Origin of the sequence: Pseudomonas sp. 14P_5.3_Bac1 (assembly GCF_025466135.1) — a bacterium.
In the GTDB taxonomy this organism is placed as follows: domain Bacteria; phylum Pseudomonadota; class Gammaproteobacteria; order Pseudomonadales; family Pseudomonadaceae; genus Aquipseudomonas.
The window spans coordinates 98,472-115,541 of record NZ_JANLOF010000007.1; the positions used below are offsets into that span (position 1 = coordinate 98,472).

Consider the following 17,070-nt stretch of genomic DNA (forward strand, 5'->3'; position numbering starts at 1 on the left):
GAGCGTGGCCCATTTTCCAGACATATCCCGAAGACAAAATCAGGTATGTTCCTCCTTCATGTAGGAGTTCTCCCAAATCCACTGAACGGCGCTCAACCGCGCTCAGCGCCGAGCGTAAAGCTGCTCAAGCGCCGATGCAGATCGTCGAGGGCTTCGCTTACCGCTTCAATCGCCATGCCCAGTGCGTCGCGCTCCTGGCGCTGACACACCTCCTCAAGCCTTTCGCAACAGGTTATCAGCGTCTGCGCCTTGACCAGCCGTGCGCCGCCCTTGGCGCGGTGGGCGAGGTCATGCAGCTCGTGAAAATTCAACTGGCGGTGCAGCACCGGCAGCAGCGCGCGGTCTGCCTCAAGGCTTTCAAGCAACGGTATCAACAGTTCATTGAGCGCCGCGTCATCGTCACCCGTCAGCGTGATCAGGGCGCTCACATCAAATGTCTGCTCAACCTCAGATACCCCAGGGCTGGTCGCGAGCGCGGCCAGTGCCGAGCGCAAGTCCTCAAGACCGGCAGGTTTGAACAAACAGGTATCCATGCCTGCCTGTCGGCAGCGCTCGGTTTCCTCCGGTTGCGCGTTAGCGGTAAAGCCCAGCAGCAAGCACGGTACCAAGCCTTGCGCACGCTCCTGCGCGCGGATATCACGCGCCAGGGCGTAGCCATTCTTGAGGGGCATGTTGCAATCGGTGATCACCACATCCGGTTGCTCGGCTTGCCAGCATTCAAGCCCTTGCACACCGTCTTCGGCCAGGGTGATGCGATGCCCCAGAAAGCGCAGTTGGCGCGCCAGCAGCAAGCGATTGGCCGGGTAGTCGTCCACCACCAAAATGCTCAATACACGGCCCGGCCGGACCACAGGCGCCGGCCCAGCACGCTCGACCGGCACTGCGGTGGCCCTGGCCAACGTCAACGTCATGTCCACTCGCGTGCCCTGCCCGGGCGCACTGCTCAACTGCAGCGTGCCGCCCAGCATTTCACACAGACTGCGGCTGATCACCAGCCCCAGCCCCGAGCCGCTGCGCGCTGATTGTTCGGTGTTGCTGCCCTGGAAAAACGGGTTAAACAGACGCTGCTGGTCTTCACTGCTGATGCCGATGCCGGTGTCTTCCACCCACAACACCAGTTCCAGATGGCCAGTGTCAGACCCCGGTGCACTGCGCCCGCCCAGACGTACCTGGCCCTGGGCCGTGAACTTGATCGCGTTGCTCAGCAGGTTGGACACCACCTGCTTGAACCGCAAGGAGTCGATCAGCACCGGATAATCAATCAGCGGGTCGAGTTCCACCTGCAACGCCAGGCCTTTGGTCCGCGCCAGCCCCTCGAACACCCGCGCCACCGAGGTGAGCAATTCATGCAGATTGGCCGGCGCCAGGGTCAGCGACAAGTGACCGGATTCGATCCGGGAAATATCCAGAATATCGCCAATCAGCTCGAGCATGCCGCGCGACGCAACCGAGGCGACCTCCAGGGCATCGCGGTCGACGCGCCCCTGCTCGGCATTGGCAAGCGCCAATTCAATCATGCCGATCACCGCGTTCATCGGCGTGCGAATCTCATGGCTCATGGTGGCCAGAAACGTGGTCTTGGCGCGGTTGGCGGCATCGGCGTCTTCCTTGGCTTCCTGCAACTGGCCCAATAGCCGTTGGCGTTCGCTCACATCCACCCAGCCGGCAATCATGCCCACCACGTTTTCGTCCCCATCGCGGTACGGCAGCATCCAGTGGTAAATGGTCAGCACCTTGCCACCCGGCAACGTGAGTAGCCGGTCATTGATCTGCGGCTCGCCGCGTTCCATCAACCGCAGGTAATCTTCATGGAAGGACCGCGACTGCGCAGGGTTGCCGCTGTCGGCTTCTATCACCGTCTTGCCGATCACTGCGTCGGACTTGAAGCCGAACACGTCCAGATAAGCGCTGTTGCACGCCATCAGCCGGCCCTGGCGGTCGCGCACGTAAATCGGATACGGCGTGCCGTCGATCAATACACCCATAAAACGCATCTGGTCGCTCAAGGCCCGTTCCGCCTGCGCGCGTTTGCGGATCAGGCTGCGCAGGTAAATAGCCCAGCCGGAAGTGATCAGCAGCAACAACGCCGCCAGGCCAAAGCCCTGAATGATCGCACTGCGGTGACGCAACCAATGGTCCTCAATGATCACATCCGTGCGCCATTGGCTGACCAGCTCATCCATCTCCTGCGGAGGGATACTCAGCAACGCTTTGTCGAGTATCGAGTACAACTCCAACTGGCCGCGATTGACCCCGAACGTCATGCGTGCCGGCTCGGCGCCGACAGTACTGGTCACGCGCAAGCGGTCGCGGTACTGCTGGGCGATCAGGTAACGCGCATTGATCAATGAGTTGACTGCCCCTTCGGCAGCCCCGCTGGCCACCAGCGCCATGGCTTCGGTGGGGTTGCGCGCCGCCACAAAGTTAATCCCTGGGTAATCGCGGTGGATGACGTCGCGCACGGCATTGCCACTGCTGATCGCGAGGCGCTTGCCGACCATGTCCTCCAGGGTCATCGTGCCGGGGTCGTCATTGCGGGTGACCAGCACCACCGGGTTGGTCAGGTAAGGCCGGGTAAAGCGCACCTGATCAGAGCCTTCGATACTGGGCGTCACCACCGCCATCATGTCGGCGCGGCCTGTACTGACCGCGTCAATCTGCTGAGGCATCGAGCCGCCGGAAACAACATCGAACTTCAAGCCGGTACGCAGGCTGATCCGCGACAGAACATCGGCACTCAAGCCCTCCAGTCGCCCTTGCGCCGTAAAGGACGCCAACGGCAGCATCTGCTCGGACGCCACCACCCTGACCCGCGGGTGTTTCTCCAGCCAACGCTGCTCACTGGTGCTCAAGTGCAACCGCTCGGCACCGAGCAGGCCCAGGTTGTCACCGTTCCAACGACGCAATATTTCCATCTGTTCGTTCGCCGGGATCGCCCTCAGCGCAGTGTTGATGATGCGCAGCAAGCGGGTGTTGTCCCTGAGCACGGCAAAGGCGAAGGAATTGGATTCCAACGTGGAAAAATCCGCCATTTGCACATTGTTCAAGTGGTTGCGGTTGATCTGGTAATTGGCAGAGATGGCATCGCCCAGGTAGACATCGGCGCGACCGAACGCGACGGCGCCGATGGCTTCGAAAATAGATGGAAACAGCTCCACGTGGGCCTTGGGGTAAAAAGCCTCTACCACGTCGGGCGGCATGTAGTGATAGAGCATCGCGATGCGCTTGCCTGCGAGGCCGACACTCAAGGATTGGCTGTCGCCGGTGCGGGTAACCAGCACCGGCTGGTCATTGGCGTAGGAACGCGAAAGCACCAATTGCGGGTCGCCCGCCTCAAAACCATTGGACGTCCCAAGCAGGTCAATGGCGCCTTGCTTGAGGGCTTCGAGCACTTCATCGCGGGTATCGTAGCGCCGCACCTCAACGCTGATGTTCAGCGCCTGGGCGAGCAACCCGGCATAGTCCGCCGTGATACCTTCGATTTCGTCGTTGTTGTTGGTCAGTTCGAAGGGCCCGTAGTCGGGCGCGGAAACCCCCATCAACAACACACGCCGCCCCCGCAACCACTGCCAGTCAGCCTCGCCCAGCGTTACGGAGTGGCCATTGAGGCTGGAGTGCCCCAGCAGGCGCAGATTTTGCGGCTGATCAAGGGCACTGGCCATCATCGGCAGCAAGCCCATCAACAGCGTGATGATGAACCGTCGCATCGGCGCAAGGATCATGTCTGATCAGATCAGATGATTACGCTGTGCAAACTTGGCCATGTGGACCACAGACGACATGCGCAGCTTCTCCTTGAGTCGCGTCTTGTAGGTGCTGATGGTCTTGTGGCTGAGTAACATCTGATTGGCAATTTCGTTATTGCCCAAGCCCAGGGCCAGCATCTGCAACACCGCCAACTCGCGATCTGACAGGGCTTGCACCAGTTCCTGCTCCGTGGACTGCAGATCGTCACGGCGCACCGAACTGCTCGGCAAACTGGGGAAGCAACTGTAGTTGGACATCACCGCTTTGATAGCCTTTTGCAGCTCATCCAGCTCACCGGTCTTGGCCACGAACCCCATGGCGCCGGCACGCATGCAACGCGCCGAAAAAAACTCCGGCAGGTACGAGGTCAGTACCAGAATCTTGCACGGCAGGCCCAACGCCTTGACCCGGCTGATCACCTCAAGCCCCCCCAGCTTCGGGATCGCCAAATCAAGAATGATCAACGCCGGACGCCCCTCTCTGGCCTTCTGCACAGCGTCCGCACCGTTGCCCGCTTCATCGATTTCGGTGAAACCTTCCAGCGTCAGCAGATGCCGGACGGTTTTACGGATAAACGGATGATCATCAACTATTAGCGCTTTAGTCATAAAACTCCCCTGAGAGGATAAGTACCCTTACACATCACACGGGACACAGGTACCTGTGAGAAATGACAGTGCCGACCAGCGGTGCTGCACCTACTCAGGACAATAACCAGGCTGTTCCTGGTCCCTTCGATTGAAACCGGCCGAACACGTACAGCCAAACCAATGCCGCCGGCTAGCTGCAAGCGCGCAACCTTAGCAACGAAATGACGTTTCATCCGAAGGGATAGTCCCAAGCGTATGTAGGACTTTTCCTCACGAAACATGACCAAGCCAGCGCTTGGTCATGCGTGAGGCGCGCCGGTTAATCAGTGGTGCTCGGGCTCCAGAAGGCCTGCACCACCAGGGTAGATGTGGAAATACGCGCTACCAGCGCATCCAGTTCGTCGCCGTCTACCGAGGTCGCGACCAGGGTGGCCTCGATCTCCACCTCTTCACTGCCAAACGGCCGGACGTCAACGTCGCTCGCCGGGTAGTTGCAGCGCGCCAGCTCGGCTTCGAGCAACACCATCACCGCCTGTTGCTGGCTGCGCCGCGCGATGACATAGAGGATGTTGGTCACCTCCGCCGACACCACGTCCAGAGGCTGGCGGTTGATGTTGTTGACGATCGGCCGCAGCAGCGTGTTGGCCGCCAGTACAAACAGCGTGCCCAGCAGCGCTTCGAGGATCAGGTCGGCGCCCGCACAAGCGCCCACGGCTGCCGAGGCCCACAGGGTGGCGGCAGTGTTGAGCCCGCGCACGTTGCCCTCTTCGCGCATGATCACGCCAGCCCCCAGAAAGCCGATGCCCGAGACCACGTACGCGACCACCCTAACCGCGCCTTCCGCGCCGCCCAGCCGGTTGGCCATGTCGACAAAAATCGCCGCGCCCACGGCCACCAGCACATTGGTGCGCAAACCCGCCGTACGCTGGCGGTACTGACGCTCGAAGCCGATCAAGCCACCGAGGATAAACGCCGCGCTGAGGCTGACGACAGTATCGACCAAAGAATTGAGGTTGATGTTGTTGATTGCTTGCATAGGAAATCCTCCCTGTTTATTGCCAGCCAAACTGACGGATACAGATACCCTTGGCCCGCCCACCGTAAAAGGCAGGCGCGTCCGTAGCAGCCTGAATGCTTTCAGGTGCTGGTCAGCGTCGATGAGAGGGATGCAGGCAGGTGCCAGGACTGGCCGCTGCCGGGATGCCGCTTCTCGCTTTTTTCAGGCGAGACAACGGCACAGGAAGAATGCGCGTTATCTTGCCAAGGATGTGCCGGTTACTGAAACCGGCCGACAACTGTCACTCGAACAAGTACCCACTGAGGGTCTCCGCTATTGATGAAAACGCGCGGAGTTTACGCCGCGTTTTCGCGTGAGTAAACCGTAGGAAAGTTTACCGAAGACCAACAGGCCGCTTCTTCAGCGCGAGTTCAGGAAGCGTTTTCGAGGCGTCATCCCGATCAAAGGTGGGAGGGAAATGGTCACTGCAGATCAGGTCTATGTACATCGGTTATGACGGCGTACCCGGCCGATCACGCTCGACCTTTTCCAGGTACTCATCCATCCGCCCACCCGCCAACGCCTTGAGCTGAATCGACACCGTATTCACCTGCCGCCCCATCGTAATTCCCTCGCGGGTGCGCACCGGCACATACCCAAGCTTGGGCCAGAACCGCTCGGCCCTGGTGTTGCCGACCACCACCGTCAGCCGCAGCCATTGGGCGCCTTTGCTCGCAGCCCAGGATTCGAGATCGGCATGCAACTGTCGCGCAAGCCCGGTGCCGTGCAAACGCGTATGCACCAGCAGCAATCCGATATGCCAAACCCCGGCAGCGAGCAAATCCGCGGCAATGTTCACCACAGCGACCAACTGATCCTGCGCATCGCGGTAACCCAGCCAGTACATCCGGCTGCAGCGCCACCCTGCCGGCAAATAGCCCTGCAGTTCTTCGCGCGCTTCAGTCGGCCCGGCCGGCTCGCCATTGACCGCGATGAAATAGGCCGGCGCCTGTTCGAAAAAATGCTGCAGCTCAGCCGCATCGCTGCCATGCAACCCAACCACCCGGATGCCCGCGACGGAGCAGCCCGGCAACGCCCCAACATCAACGTCCATGTTCACTTTCCTTCAGTCATCGCGCGTCAGCACTTCCAGCAACTCGATTTCAAAGCGCAGGTTGCTGTTGGGTTTGATGTGCGCGCCCATCGAACGCTCGCCATACGCCAGGTGCGCCGGTACACACAATGTGCGTACACCGCCGACGCGCATGCCCATCAAGCCCTGGTCCCAGCCTTTGATCACGCGCCCGGTGCCGATCACACACTGAAACGGCTTGCCGCGTTCCCAGGACGAATCGAACACCGTACCGTCTTCCAGGGTGCCGGTGTATTGAGTGGTGATCAGTGCGCCCTTGACCACGGTTTTACCGTCGCCCACGCGGATGTCAGTGATCTGAAGGTCTTGGTTGCTCATGGGATGCTCGTTGAATACCAGAAGGTGGGCGTTTTCCCAGAATCACCGGCGTTTGGCAAGCACCTGCGCACGGCCCAACGGAGTGCGGACAGCAATGCCCCCCTGCCCGCTCGCAGCCATTCAAGGCGCCGGGCGCAAGCCCATGTGGAGTTGCAGCGCCTCGATCAAATGAAATTGATAAAGATAGCGCTCGTGCTGGAGCGGCTCCCACCGATCAATAAAGAAGTGCCCGCGCTCGTCCACTTGAATCGGCGTGGTGACAATGTCGCCGCTGCGCGAACGATGCACCAGCAGCGTCTGGTCGGGCGCCGGGCGCTCGATCAAAAAATGCCCGGCGTGCGTGAGGCGTGAGCGGTCGGCGGGCTTGAACGCCTCCGGCGGCTTGCGGCCGGCCACCGCCACATCAAGGGCAAAGTCACTGCGCATGGCCACCCATTCATCAGGGCGCAGGGGCCTGTTGGCCGCCTCCCATTTTCCCGCCCGCAAGCCAACAGGCTGGCCGGGCGCCACATCGTTGACATGCAGGCTGATGGCGCCCTGCAACCTTGCCAGGCCAGGCACGCCCAGGAACGTGTCGGTGTGGGTGTTGCCCATCAACGCCACCCAGCGATGCGGGCCATGTGCAGCTTGATCCTGGGTGATGACCTCATTGGCAAAATAGCTGAACATCGCCGTGCGCGACGTTCCTTTATCCGGCATGCCATCGACGCAGTAACTGGCGAAGCAATCCAGCGCACGCACGCGAATCTTATACTTGGCGGCAGTTTCGATCACCGCGGTGTAAGTGTGCGGCCCTTTATAGCCCAACATGTGCCCACGGTCCTGTATCCGCAGATAGTCCTTGAGCGCCTTGGACATCGGACTGCCTTGGTACAAGGCATCAAGGTCCGCCTGATGCAGGTCCGTCAGCAGGTGCTCAACATAGAGCGTCTTGACCTTCATGGTCTTCAGTTCCTTGATCAACAGCGCCTTGCTCGATTGCATGCTGTGCGCCTCGCCGATCAATACCCCGTTTGAATGGGCATAGGCGCGCTCGAAGAACTCACGCGCGGTGAGGCCGGGCGACAGCTGTGGCTGCGGCGGCGCAGCGGGTGGCACGTGGTCTTTGAAATGCGCGCCGGCCGCCGCGTCGAGACGTTCGCGAGTCCGCTGGAAGGCCGTGTAGGCCGGTCGAAGCGCCGGGTTGCCGGGGAAATACCGCGAATCCAGACCCTTTGGCGAATCTTTCAGCGTGCGCAATGCTTCACGCAGCGCAGAGGGCATTTCGAACACGCTGTAGCGGTGCTGCGCCGGGGGCGGCAACGCCTGCGCCTGGGGTTGGGTGTAAGCGGTCTGCAGGGTGATCTTGAAATCAGCCTTGGCCAACGCATCGTCGGGAATCGAGCCGGGCGTGTCTTTCCACACCCCGACCGGCGTGCCGACGCTGACATCCTCGACACGCAGGCTCACGGCGCCGTGCAGGTCGGCCAGGCCGGGGACTTGCTCATGGGTATTCATGCGTCGGTGATCCACCAGCGCCACCCAAGCGTCGTCAGGGTTGGCCGCCACGTCGGCGGCGATCACCTTGTGGGAGTAGAAGTTGCGCAGACGGTTCTCGCGAGGCGTGAGCACCGAGGTGGTGCCCCCCGCCAATGCATCGTCCAGATAGTAGGAGGTGGACGCATCCAGCGCCTTCACCTCGATGCCGTGGTCAGACGCCGCCTGCACCAGCGCCTGATAGGAATAGGCGCTGTCCTTGGGCATGCCCAACGCTTTATCGACGCTCTTGAGGTGCGTGTCGATGCTCTTCGACGCCTTGGCGGCGTGGCGTGTTTCCAGCTTGGCCCGAAACACATCGGCGGGCAGGTACTCGATGTACAGACGCCGCACGCCGTGGTCGTGCAAGGCTTGCAGGGTGTCGATCAGGAACTGCTTGCTGGCAATCGAATCCACGCTCGCGCCGATCACCAGCCCTTTGCTTTCACTGAGCAGTTTTTGCAGGATGACTTCATGCAGGGCGTCAGGCTCAACACTCAGTACATCGGCCCGGGGAACAATCGGGGCCAAGGCATCAAAGTAAGCGTTGGCGTCACGGGTCAGGTTGTCCACTGCCGTGCCATACGGCGCGCGCAGGTGGAACAGCTGCTTGCCCATGATGTCCCTGGCGATCTGCTCGCCATACGGGTCGGCGATGCGCGCGAAGGCCGCCTCCACGGCGCCAGGGGTCACCACATGCTCCAGGTCTTTCAACAACGCCTGCGGGGTTTCGTAACGCTCCAGCGGGCTGACGGCGACGGGCAGTTTTTCATATTTGGGTGCGCCACCCGCAACACCGGCACGCATCCACTGGCCTTGAGTATTACGATGGACCAGCCGGCCGGTGGACTGCAATTTCCCGGTTGCAGCATCCTGCCTGAGCAGCAGGAAACGCCCCAGAGCGTCGGGCGTTTTGCGGGTCCATAACGCCTGGCCTTGGAACATCACCGCTTGCAGATCATCGAAGGCCGGCGTTGGCGCCTCCAGTTGTTTGATCAACGACAACGCTTGTTCCTGCGGCGCGGTATGCAGCAGCGGACGTATCGGCTTGCCCAACGGGCTGATCAGCGCCGGGCGCAAATCAGTGAATACCGCGCCGGCGCTATTGAGCAGGTAGCCAAGGTAGTGCCCGAAGGCTTCACCCATCTGCCCCTGGTTGTACGCGTGCAGGGCGAGCATCCCATCCTTGAAAGCCAGCGACATGCCCAGGCTCAGGCTCAGCACCGGGTAAGGCGCGGTGGCGATGGCAACGAGGGGTTCGATAACGCTCCACACCAGGTCCATGATCATGTGCGCACGGTTGACGGAGGTTGCCTCGACGTCGTCTATCTTGCGCTGCAGCTTGGCGTCGTACAGCGCCTGGCGCAGGTTGAGCACTACCGTCTCGCGACTGATCGGGTCATACCGGCCAGGGCTGGGATGGCTGCGGTTTAGGGTCTGCGGCAGTTGCTTTCTGGCGTTCTCCAGAAACCCATGCACGCGGGCCTTTGCCTGCGCGCCCACCCGCTCGGCGAGGTAACCGACCATGCCATCCACGTGTTTCAACACATAGTTGAACAGCCGCGCGTGGCGAAAGGTGACGCCATCCGGCGCATTCGGCGTGTAGAGCAGCACCGGGTCATGCCCGCGCTTGAACAGGAAGGTGTCGATCACCCATTCGCCGTCCACAAACAGCCGGTGCACCTGGTAACTTTCGCGCACCTGGTCGGAGGTATTGCCCAGGCTCTGCAGGCAGGTGTCCAGCCAGTCCAGGTCAGCCTGGGAGATGTGGCCTTGCAAGCGTGATTCGAGGGCAGCGTTGCGCATCTGCAATTGGCTGATGGCCAGCGTTGCGTTACGTCGGAACACATAGCCGGGGCTGCTGGGGCTTTGCAGGGTGTTGCGCACGTGGTCGACATAGCGCTGGCCGATCCACACGCCCCGCACCGAGCGCGACACCGCTTCAGGCGTCAAGCGGCTGAGGTCGACGCCGGCTGGGCCGATAAAGGTCGCCGAGGTTTCAAACTTGGGGTCCAAAAACCCTACGCTGTCGTGATAACCGTCGCGCAACAATCGGGTGTACGTGACGGAGTCCGGCGTCGTAAGCCCGGGAAACGCCTGGGGGTAATGGACGTGGACCGTGTTGGGGTCGACGTCCTGCGCGGCACGCCCGAGCAGCGCGTTCAGGCGAATTTTGGCCTGTTCATGCACAAAGCTCGCAAAGGTCGGGAACAGCGCCTGGCCGTGCGGATCGGCATGGTAAGTGCGCAAGGCGCCCTCGGTGTCCTGCGCCAGGCCGGTGAGCGTCTGGCGCTGCGCCTGGCTGGCCGAACTGAACCACAGCGGCGTGGCGAACGTGAGATCGTCGCCCATCGTAGCCAGCATGTGTTGCGCCAGGGCTTTGAGACCGGCGGCGTAATCGGCAACAAAGGTGAACCTGACCTCGTGGTACTCCTGTGCATGCGGTTTGAGGCTCAGGCCCGTGAGAATCCGTTGCATGGCGGGGCGAAAACGCAGCGACAGTGTACTGAGGACATACCCCTTCATGGCGGGCTGAGTGCACCAGCCAAGCAGGTGCGCCTTGCAGCTGGCCTCGGTGTCAAACGCCTGGAACTGCGTCGCGCTGGGGGCCTCGGGCGTGCACAGCAACAGGCGTTTGACTTCACCCTTGGCGTCCGTCTGACGCAGCAGCCACAACCCATTGAGCTGTGCCTCATGCAGCGACACGGTAGCGGCGCTGAGGTTTTCGCCGCGGCCCTCACGCAGAGCTTGAATCAATGCGTAGTCGGCCTCGCTCAAATGGTGTTGCAACACTGCCGTGTACGCCAGGGCGTTGAGCCGGTGGTCGAACATCGATTCGATCGCCTGCTTGACCACCGGGCTGCTGTGGCTTTCTTTTAGCACCGTGGCAAATGCCAGGCGCGGTTGCAGGCGGCCCAGCAAGCTCGCCAGGTAGGCCGGCGTCAGGTCCTGATACTCAGCATCCAGCGGCGTCTGGTCATAGGTCAGCGTGGTTCTGGTCAGGAAGTCCGACCCCGGCGCCTCATCGCCCTTGTGCAACCCGCGCAAGGCCAGCAGGGTCAGGCTTTGTTGCTGCTCGTAGTCGCCCACACCCGCTACGCTACGCCCGGTGCTGACCTGCAGCAGATCGGGGTCCAGGTCGTGGATTTGCAGCTCGTCGGCCAAGTGCTCGACCACCTGATAACGCGCCAGCGCCGACGGCGTGGCGGCCGGGCCCAGCAGGTCGAGCATCGTCGCGCGCGCCTGGTTATAGCTGGCCAGCAATTGGGCCAGCAGGGTTCGTTGCGCAGTATTGGCGCTGCGATACCAATCCGGGGCGCTGTAGCGCAAGCAGCGGTCAAGCAAGCGCTGGGCGTGCAATGCCAGGCACGGGCCGAGGTCGGGCAGCGTCGTCTGGATCGCCAGATCAAGGTCAGCGACCACCTCGCGTGCCGTGCGCCCCGGGTTCCCCACCAGGTCGAGCGCCCAGTCGATATCCTGCTCACGCTTGGCCGTCAACGCGTCAACCGTGTGCTCGAACAGCGGCTCAGCGTCGATCGGTTCCAGCGCCAGCGGCCAGATGCCGGCCGGGCCCAGGGCTTGGTAGCGTCTGGGCAGCAACGCCATGATTTCGCTGCGCCACGCCGCGTTGTCCATGGCGTTCAGCAGGTAACGGTCGAGTTCTTCCAGCGAGTTGAAGGATTCGATCCCGCGCAGCGGGTTGAACATCAGCACGCTGCCCACCGATTCGCCGCCGGTCAGCGTGTTCACGCGCGGATGCTTGAGCGTGGTCAGCACAAACGCCCCGGCGAACTCAATGCGCCGCGCCTGGTAGGTAAAAGTCAGCGCATACAGGCCGGGACGAAACGCCGGACCCAGCGAGATTTGCGTGATCTGGCGCGCCATCTCCGGGTGCAGCAGCCGGTCGTTGAGGTCACGCTGTGCCTCCTGTTCCAACGCGGTAATGCCCGCCTCGTTGCTGAGGAAACTGCGCAGCCCCTTGCCGTTGATCACGCTGTGCCCTTGCATCGCTTGCACTTGAGCGTTCAACTCGCGCCGCAGACGCGCCAGCAATGCCTTGCCGTCGGCATGCTGCAGGTCGGCGGTTTCCAAGGGCTGATACAGCGCACGCAGCGTGGCGGCGAGCGCCTCGCAGTGGCTTCGTAGCATGCGGTGCATACGCTGCAAATACGCCTGCTCGGCGCCGACAGGTTGCTCGGGCAACAGCGGCGCCGGCTGCTCGAACACGTGGTGGCCGATCTGGTTGAGGTAACCCTTGATCTCGCTGAAAGAAGGAACGGGTGTGGCAGAAATGGCGGTGCTCATTGGTCGTGGCTCCATGCGATGAAAGAGGCATCAGCATGGAGAACGGCCGGTACGCGCGGTGTTAGATAGATAGTGGCGAGGGCGCGTGTTCCCGCGCCACGGCGATATCGTTGAACCTTATCTGAGTGGCAGGGCCGCGGCGTGCTTTACAGCCAATGCCAGAACCGGCTCCAGAAGCCCCGCCCCAAATCATCCTTGCAGCCTGCATATTGCGCCGCATACATCTGCGAGCGCGCCTGCACTTTGCTGGCCACCGGCGGCAGCCAGGCTTTGGCGGCGTAAGTGCGCTGGCGGTAACCGCCCCAGCCTTCGTGATAGTTCAGGTACTGGCCGTAGGCGTCGTATTTGTACACGCCGTTGATGGTGTAGGTCTTGTCCATGTACCAACCGACAAAATCGATAGCGTCGTCGAAGTCCTGGCGACTGGCGCCGCTGCGGCCCGTGCTTTTGCGGTAGTCGTTCCACACTTCATCCTTGGCCTGGGCATAGCCGGCGGCAGTAGAGACGCGGCCCCAGGGGATGATCCACAACAGGTATTTGCGCGGCGCCAGGGCGTCCTGATGGAAACCGGACTCCTGGTACATGATCGCGAACGGCACCTGGATCGGCACACCCCAACGCTTTTGCGTGACTTTGGCGGCGTCGTACCAGTCGTCCTTTTCGCGGAAGATGCCGCACAGGTCATTCGGCGTGCGTGGCGGCGAGGTGCCGCACGCCGCCAGCATTGAGGTGAGGAGTAACAGTCCGACGGCTTTGCCTGCGCTCAAGGGGCACCTTTGCGTGATTCGCGTAAAAGGCCGCTATTTTACGCATTCATTCAGGCACATAGGTTATCGGCTTCGCCCTTTAACCTGTGGGAGCGGACTACACCTGGCCCACAGCAGTGATGTCGTCGCGAATGTTCACAAATGCGCCTCGGCAAATCCCACCGACCCACCCAGCCAGCCCCCTTGAACCTGCCCCGCCGCGTCCCGGCGAAACCGCAGGGAAATCTGCGACGGCCGGATCATGCGCGGAATCGGGCCATGAAAGATTGGCAATCGAACTGAAGGAACCCAATCAACTGTGGGGGCGAGTGTGACCCAGGCATGTCAGCAGCGCCGCCACTCATCCGGCGACCTACCCAGCACACACTGAAACACATGGGCCAGGTGCGACGGTGATTCATAGCCGACGCTGTTGGCGATCTCCAGAACCGACGTGCGCGTATGCCGCAGCAGTGAGTGACGAGGAGGAATGGCTGCGTTGCGGCGGCACGCACACGAACTGGCGGTCGAGCACCGACGTGCTGCGCCCGCTGTCTTCGTCCTTGAAGCCCAACACGCCATGCTCAGGCACTGCACGGGAATGGAGCGCTGACACTCGCATGTTTGGTGTCAGTGGAAGGCGGCGTCCCTGCCGCTGACACGGTTAAGCCAAAGGTACGCGGCGTGTGGTCAACGCCGTGCGGCCGACGAAGAAGCTCAGTGCCGCGCCCAACAGCAGCATGGCCAGGGTGCTCCAGGCTGCACGCGAGAGCTGTTTGGCGGCGACTTCGCCTGCTTCACGGGCCTTCTGCTCGGCCTGTTGCTTGAGCTCATCGACCTTTTGCATGGCTTGCTGATAAGCCTGCGCATAGTTGTCGACGATTTGCGTGGCTTGCTCTTTGCTCTTGCCGGTACGGGCCGCAACGATGTTGACCAGCGCGTCTTTATCCGCCGCATTCAACGCAGGTTCACCGGAGGCTTTCACGCGCTCGAACCATTGCTTGAGCTGATCACCGGCCTGGGCCGGGTTGGTCGCGGCATCCGTGGCCGTCTGCTTGCCATCGGCGGCAGCCTGGTCGGTTTTCTGCTCGACGTTGGCCGGGTCCAGTTCAGGCTTGCCACTTTGCTTGAGCAAGGTGTCGAGTTGGCCTTGCAGGCTGTTCCAATCCAGGTGGATGCCCTGCTCGTCCAGCTGCTGCTTGACGCTGTCGCTGATGCCTGGCGCTGCGGCGGCGATGCCGCTGCCGGCAGCCGACAGGCCTTTGCCGACAACATTGCCTGCCGTGCCCACCACGCTTGAGGCCAGCGCCGCCAGCAGCCAGGTGGTGAAGAGCGTGGTCAGCGTCCAGGTCAGCACGCCATGCAAGCCGCCGCGATCCGGCGCGGTACGCCCCGCCACAAACGCACCGACGGCAATGGCGACCAGCGTCGACACGAACAGCCAGATCCCGGCGCCCGTGCCGAAGCCACGCAACGGGTTACCGGCTTGCATCGGGTCGACCGCGCTCGCGCCGATGGCCGTGCCCAGCACGCTGAGCACCAGGTAGGTCACCAGGGCAATTGCACTACCGGCCAGCACAGAGCTCCAGGACACGCGAAACGGTGAACGATTGGTTTCATAGACAGTGGTCATGATTAATCCTTTGAGTGGTTGACCGTTTTAGTCTGGCGAGCGCAGGGACGGCCGTCCTCGCGCAAATGCACCAGGCCTTCTGGTGCATTCGCACCCCGCGCCGGGCAATTTCTCTGCACTATCCTCGAGCCCAAGTGTCGTAATTGCCATGCGCCCATACCCCGGAGAGACCATGACCCAGGACGTTCTTGCCAAAGAAACCAACCGCCGCCAATTGCAGCAGATCATCTCTGGACTGTCCGACGGCGTGATCCTGGCCGAGGTTGACCAGACCATCCTCTGGGCCAACGAAGCGGCGTTGACCATGCACGGGGTCAGCGAGGTCGAGGCGTTGGGGGTCAATACTGCGCAATACGCCAAGCGGTTCGCGCTGCGCTATCGCAACAACCATCCGCTGCCGCTGGAGAGCTACCCGCTCAGCCGCGTGGCCGCCGGTGAAGAGTTCAGCGATGTGGTGGTAGAAGTCACCCCCGCCGCCGACGAAAACCGCAGCTGGGTGCACCGCTTGCGCAGCCTGGTGCTGACCGACACTCAGGGCGAACCCGAGCTGCTGGTGCTGATCCTCAGCGACGCCACCGAGTGGGCCAGCGCCGAGCAGCGCTTCGAAAAAACCTTCAACGCCAACCCGGCGCCCGCCGTGATCTGCCGCTTGAGCGACCTGCGCTATATCAAGGTCAACCAGGGTTTTCTGGAAATGACCGGCTACAGCCGCGATCAGGTCATCGGTCGCTCGGTGTATGAACTGGACGTGCTGGAGCAGGCCGAGCGCAAGGACCTGGCCGTCCAGCGCCTGGGCGAAGGTGCAACCATCCCGCAGATGCAGGCCGAGCTGCGCCTGCCCGAAGGCGGCAGCAAGCTGGTGATCGTCGCGGGCCAGCCGCTGGACATGAACGAGGAAGACTGCATGCTGTTTTCCTTCACCGACCTGGAGCCAAGGCGCAAGGCGGAAATTGCCCTGCGCCAGAGCGAGGAGCGCTTTGCCAAATCGTTCCGTCTGACGCCGGTGCCGACCCTGGTGTGCAGCGCCGCCAACCGGCAGGTGGTGGATATCAACGAAGCGTTCATGAACATCACGGGCTACACCAGTGAAGAGCTGATCGGCAAGACCATCGACGAGATTCACTTCATCGACAGTCCCCAGGCAGGCGCGCAACTGTTTGCGACGCTGGAAAAAGCCGGCAACCTCGACGGCCTGGACCTCAAGGTGCGCAAAAAAGGCAGCGAGGTGATCGATTGTGTGGTCTCCGCCGACACCGTGCTGATCCAGGATGTGCCGTGCTATTTGCTGGTGATGATGAACATCACCGAACGCAAACGCTCAGAGCTGGAGTTGGTGGCGGCCATCGAGGAAGTGATGCAGGACGCCTCCTGGTTCAGCCAGACGCTGATCGAGAAACTGGCCAACGCCAAGAGCGTCAACAGCCCCAATTTGCCGAACGTGGCCTTCACCGACCTGACGGCCCGTGAACGCGATGTGCTGGGTTTGATCTGCGAAGGCCTGGCCGACAAGGAGATTGCCTCGCGCCTGAAACTGGCGCCGAACACCGTGCGTAACCATGTGGCCACGGTGTACTCCAAGCTTGGGGTGCATAGCCGCAGTGCGGCGATCGTCTGGGCCCGTGAACGCGGGCTGTTTGCCGGGGAATTACGGGTAAAAAGCAAAAAATAAAGTGCAAATGCACTAGTACGACCGGTGCAAATTCGCCTTATTTGCGCATAACGAGGTGCTTAACCTTGAAGGGTGGGCACAGGGCTATGAGTCCCGTGCCGTATTGGTTTGATCTCTTGAAGGAATGCACTATGAAAAGCGAACAAGTCAAAGGCGCCGTCGAGAAAGTTGCAGGCAAGGCCCAGGGTTTTCTTGGCGACCTGACCGGTGATGAGCACTTGCAAGCCGAAGGCGTTGCGCGCCAGGCCGCCGGGCAACTGCAGCAGACCTATGGCGACGCGCTGGATACAGTCAGTGATTTCGCCCGCAATAAACCGCTGGCTACCGTCGCCGTTGTCGCCGGTGCAGGCCTGCTGGTAGGCCTGTTGCTGCGCCGTCGTTGAGGAGCCTGAGCAAG

Annotated in this window: 12 protein-coding genes; 2 read left to right on the forward strand and 10 right to left on the reverse strand. The window is 61.8% G+C overall.

From position 1 onward, the window contains the following. Window positions 1-92 precede the first annotated feature (92 nt). The 10 genes from NTD89_RS01565 to NTD89_RS01610 all read right to left on the reverse strand — a co-directional run bounded on the left by NTD89_RS01565 (window position 93) and on the right by NTD89_RS01610 (window position 15,004). Entirely contained in the window at window positions 93-3,722 is a 3,630-nt protein-coding gene (locus NTD89_RS01565; RefSeq protein WP_262206225.1) for a transporter substrate-binding domain-containing protein, read from the reverse strand. Window positions 3,723-3,728: 6 nt separating this feature from the next. Then, window positions 3,729-4,355: a response regulator transcription factor gene (locus NTD89_RS01570; protein WP_106579958.1), complete on the reverse strand. Its 627-nt coding sequence runs from the start codon at window positions 4,353-4,355 to the stop codon at window positions 3,729-3,731. Between the two features lie 301 nt (window positions 4,356-4,656). Continuing rightward, window positions 4,657-5,373 carry an MgtC/SapB family protein gene (locus NTD89_RS01575; RefSeq protein WP_119735498.1) on the reverse strand — a complete coding sequence of 239 codons (717 nt, stop codon included), beginning with the start codon at window positions 5,371-5,373 and terminating at the stop codon, window positions 4,657-4,659. Window positions 5,374-5,845: 472 nt separating this feature from the next. Next, on the reverse strand, window positions 5,846-6,448 hold the full coding sequence (locus NTD89_RS01580; RefSeq protein WP_262206226.1) for a GNAT family N-acetyltransferase: 603 nt from the start codon (window positions 6,446-6,448) through the stop codon (window positions 5,846-5,848). A 12-nt stretch (window positions 6,449-6,460) separates the two neighbouring features. Then, entirely contained in the window at window positions 6,461-6,805 is a 345-nt protein-coding gene (locus NTD89_RS01585) for an FKBP-type peptidyl-prolyl cis-trans isomerase (protein ID WP_262206227.1), read from the reverse strand. 120 nt (window positions 6,806-6,925) lie between these two features. Next, complete coding sequence (locus tag NTD89_RS01590) at window positions 6,926-12,625, reverse strand: membrane-targeted effector domain-containing toxin (protein ID WP_262206228.1); 5,700 nt, start codon at window positions 12,623-12,625, stop codon at window positions 6,926-6,928. 146 nt (window positions 12,626-12,771) lie between these two features. After that, on the reverse strand, window positions 12,772-13,392 hold the full coding sequence (locus tag NTD89_RS01595) for a hypothetical protein (protein ID WP_262206229.1): 621 nt from the start codon (window positions 13,390-13,392) through the stop codon (window positions 12,772-12,774). A 324-nt stretch (window positions 13,393-13,716) separates the two neighbouring features. After that, window positions 13,717-13,845 carry an AraC family transcriptional regulator gene (locus tag NTD89_RS01600; RefSeq protein WP_262206301.1) on the reverse strand — a complete coding sequence of 43 codons (129 nt, stop codon included), beginning with the start codon at window positions 13,843-13,845 and terminating at the stop codon, window positions 13,717-13,719. Further along, complete coding sequence (locus NTD89_RS01605) at window positions 13,790-13,993, reverse strand: hypothetical protein (protein WP_242201039.1); 204 nt, start codon at window positions 13,991-13,993, stop codon at window positions 13,790-13,792. Before NTD89_RS01605 ends, NTD89_RS01600 begins: the two co-directional genes overlap by 56 nt. 42 nt (window positions 13,994-14,035) lie before the next feature. Then, window positions 14,036-15,004, reverse strand: a complete 969-nt coding sequence (locus NTD89_RS01610; protein WP_106579945.1) for a hypothetical protein — start codon at window positions 15,002-15,004, stop codon at window positions 14,036-14,038. Window positions 15,005-15,176: 172 nt separating this feature from the next. Here NTD89_RS01610 and NTD89_RS01615 point away from each other — a divergent pair, with 172 nt between their 5' ends. Both NTD89_RS01615 and NTD89_RS01620 read left to right on the forward strand, forming a co-directional pair. Further along, window positions 15,177-16,673, forward strand: coding sequence for a PAS domain S-box protein (locus NTD89_RS01615; RefSeq protein ID WP_145163431.1), 1,497 nt, complete (start codon window positions 15,177-15,179; stop codon window positions 16,671-16,673). Window positions 16,674-16,804: 131 nt separating this feature from the next. Further along, on the forward strand, window positions 16,805-17,056 hold the full coding sequence (locus tag NTD89_RS01620; RefSeq protein WP_242200796.1) for a CsbD family protein: 252 nt from the start codon (window positions 16,805-16,807) through the stop codon (window positions 17,054-17,056). The last annotated feature ends 14 nt before the right edge of the window (window positions 17,057-17,070 follow it).

Coding starts and splice junctions, on each gene's coding strand:
- NTD89_RS01570 (WP_106579958.1), bottom strand. CDS start 4,355: ATGACTAAAGCGCTAATAGTTGATGATCATCCGTTTATCCGTAAAACC.
- NTD89_RS01620 (WP_242200796.1), top strand. CDS start 16,805: ATGAAAAGCGAACAAGTCAAAGGCGCCGTCGAGAAAGTTGCAGGCAAG.
- NTD89_RS01605 (WP_242201039.1), bottom strand. CDS start 13,993: ATGCGAGTGTCAGCGCTCCATTCCCGTGCAGTGCCTGAGCATGGCGTG.
- NTD89_RS01585 (WP_262206227.1), bottom strand. CDS start 6,805: ATGAGCAACCAAGACCTTCAGATCACTGACATCCGCGTGGGCGACGGT.
- NTD89_RS01565 (WP_262206225.1), bottom strand. CDS start 3,722: ATGATCCTTGCGCCGATGCGACGGTTCATCATCACGCTGTTGATGGGC.
- NTD89_RS01580 (WP_262206226.1), bottom strand. CDS start 6,448: ATGGACGTTGATGTTGGGGCGTTGCCGGGCTGCTCCGTCGCGGGCATC.
- NTD89_RS01610 (WP_106579945.1), bottom strand. CDS start 15,004: ATGACCACTGTCTATGAAACCAATCGTTCACCGTTTCGCGTGTCCTGG.
- NTD89_RS01575 (WP_119735498.1), bottom strand. CDS start 5,373: ATGCAAGCAATCAACAACATCAACCTCAATTCTTTGGTCGATACTGTC.
- NTD89_RS01615 (WP_145163431.1), top strand. CDS start 15,177: ATGACCCAGGACGTTCTTGCCAAAGAAACCAACCGCCGCCAATTGCAG.
- NTD89_RS01590 (WP_262206228.1), bottom strand. CDS start 12,625: ATGAGCACCGCCATTTCTGCCACACCCGTTCCTTCTTTCAGCGAGATC.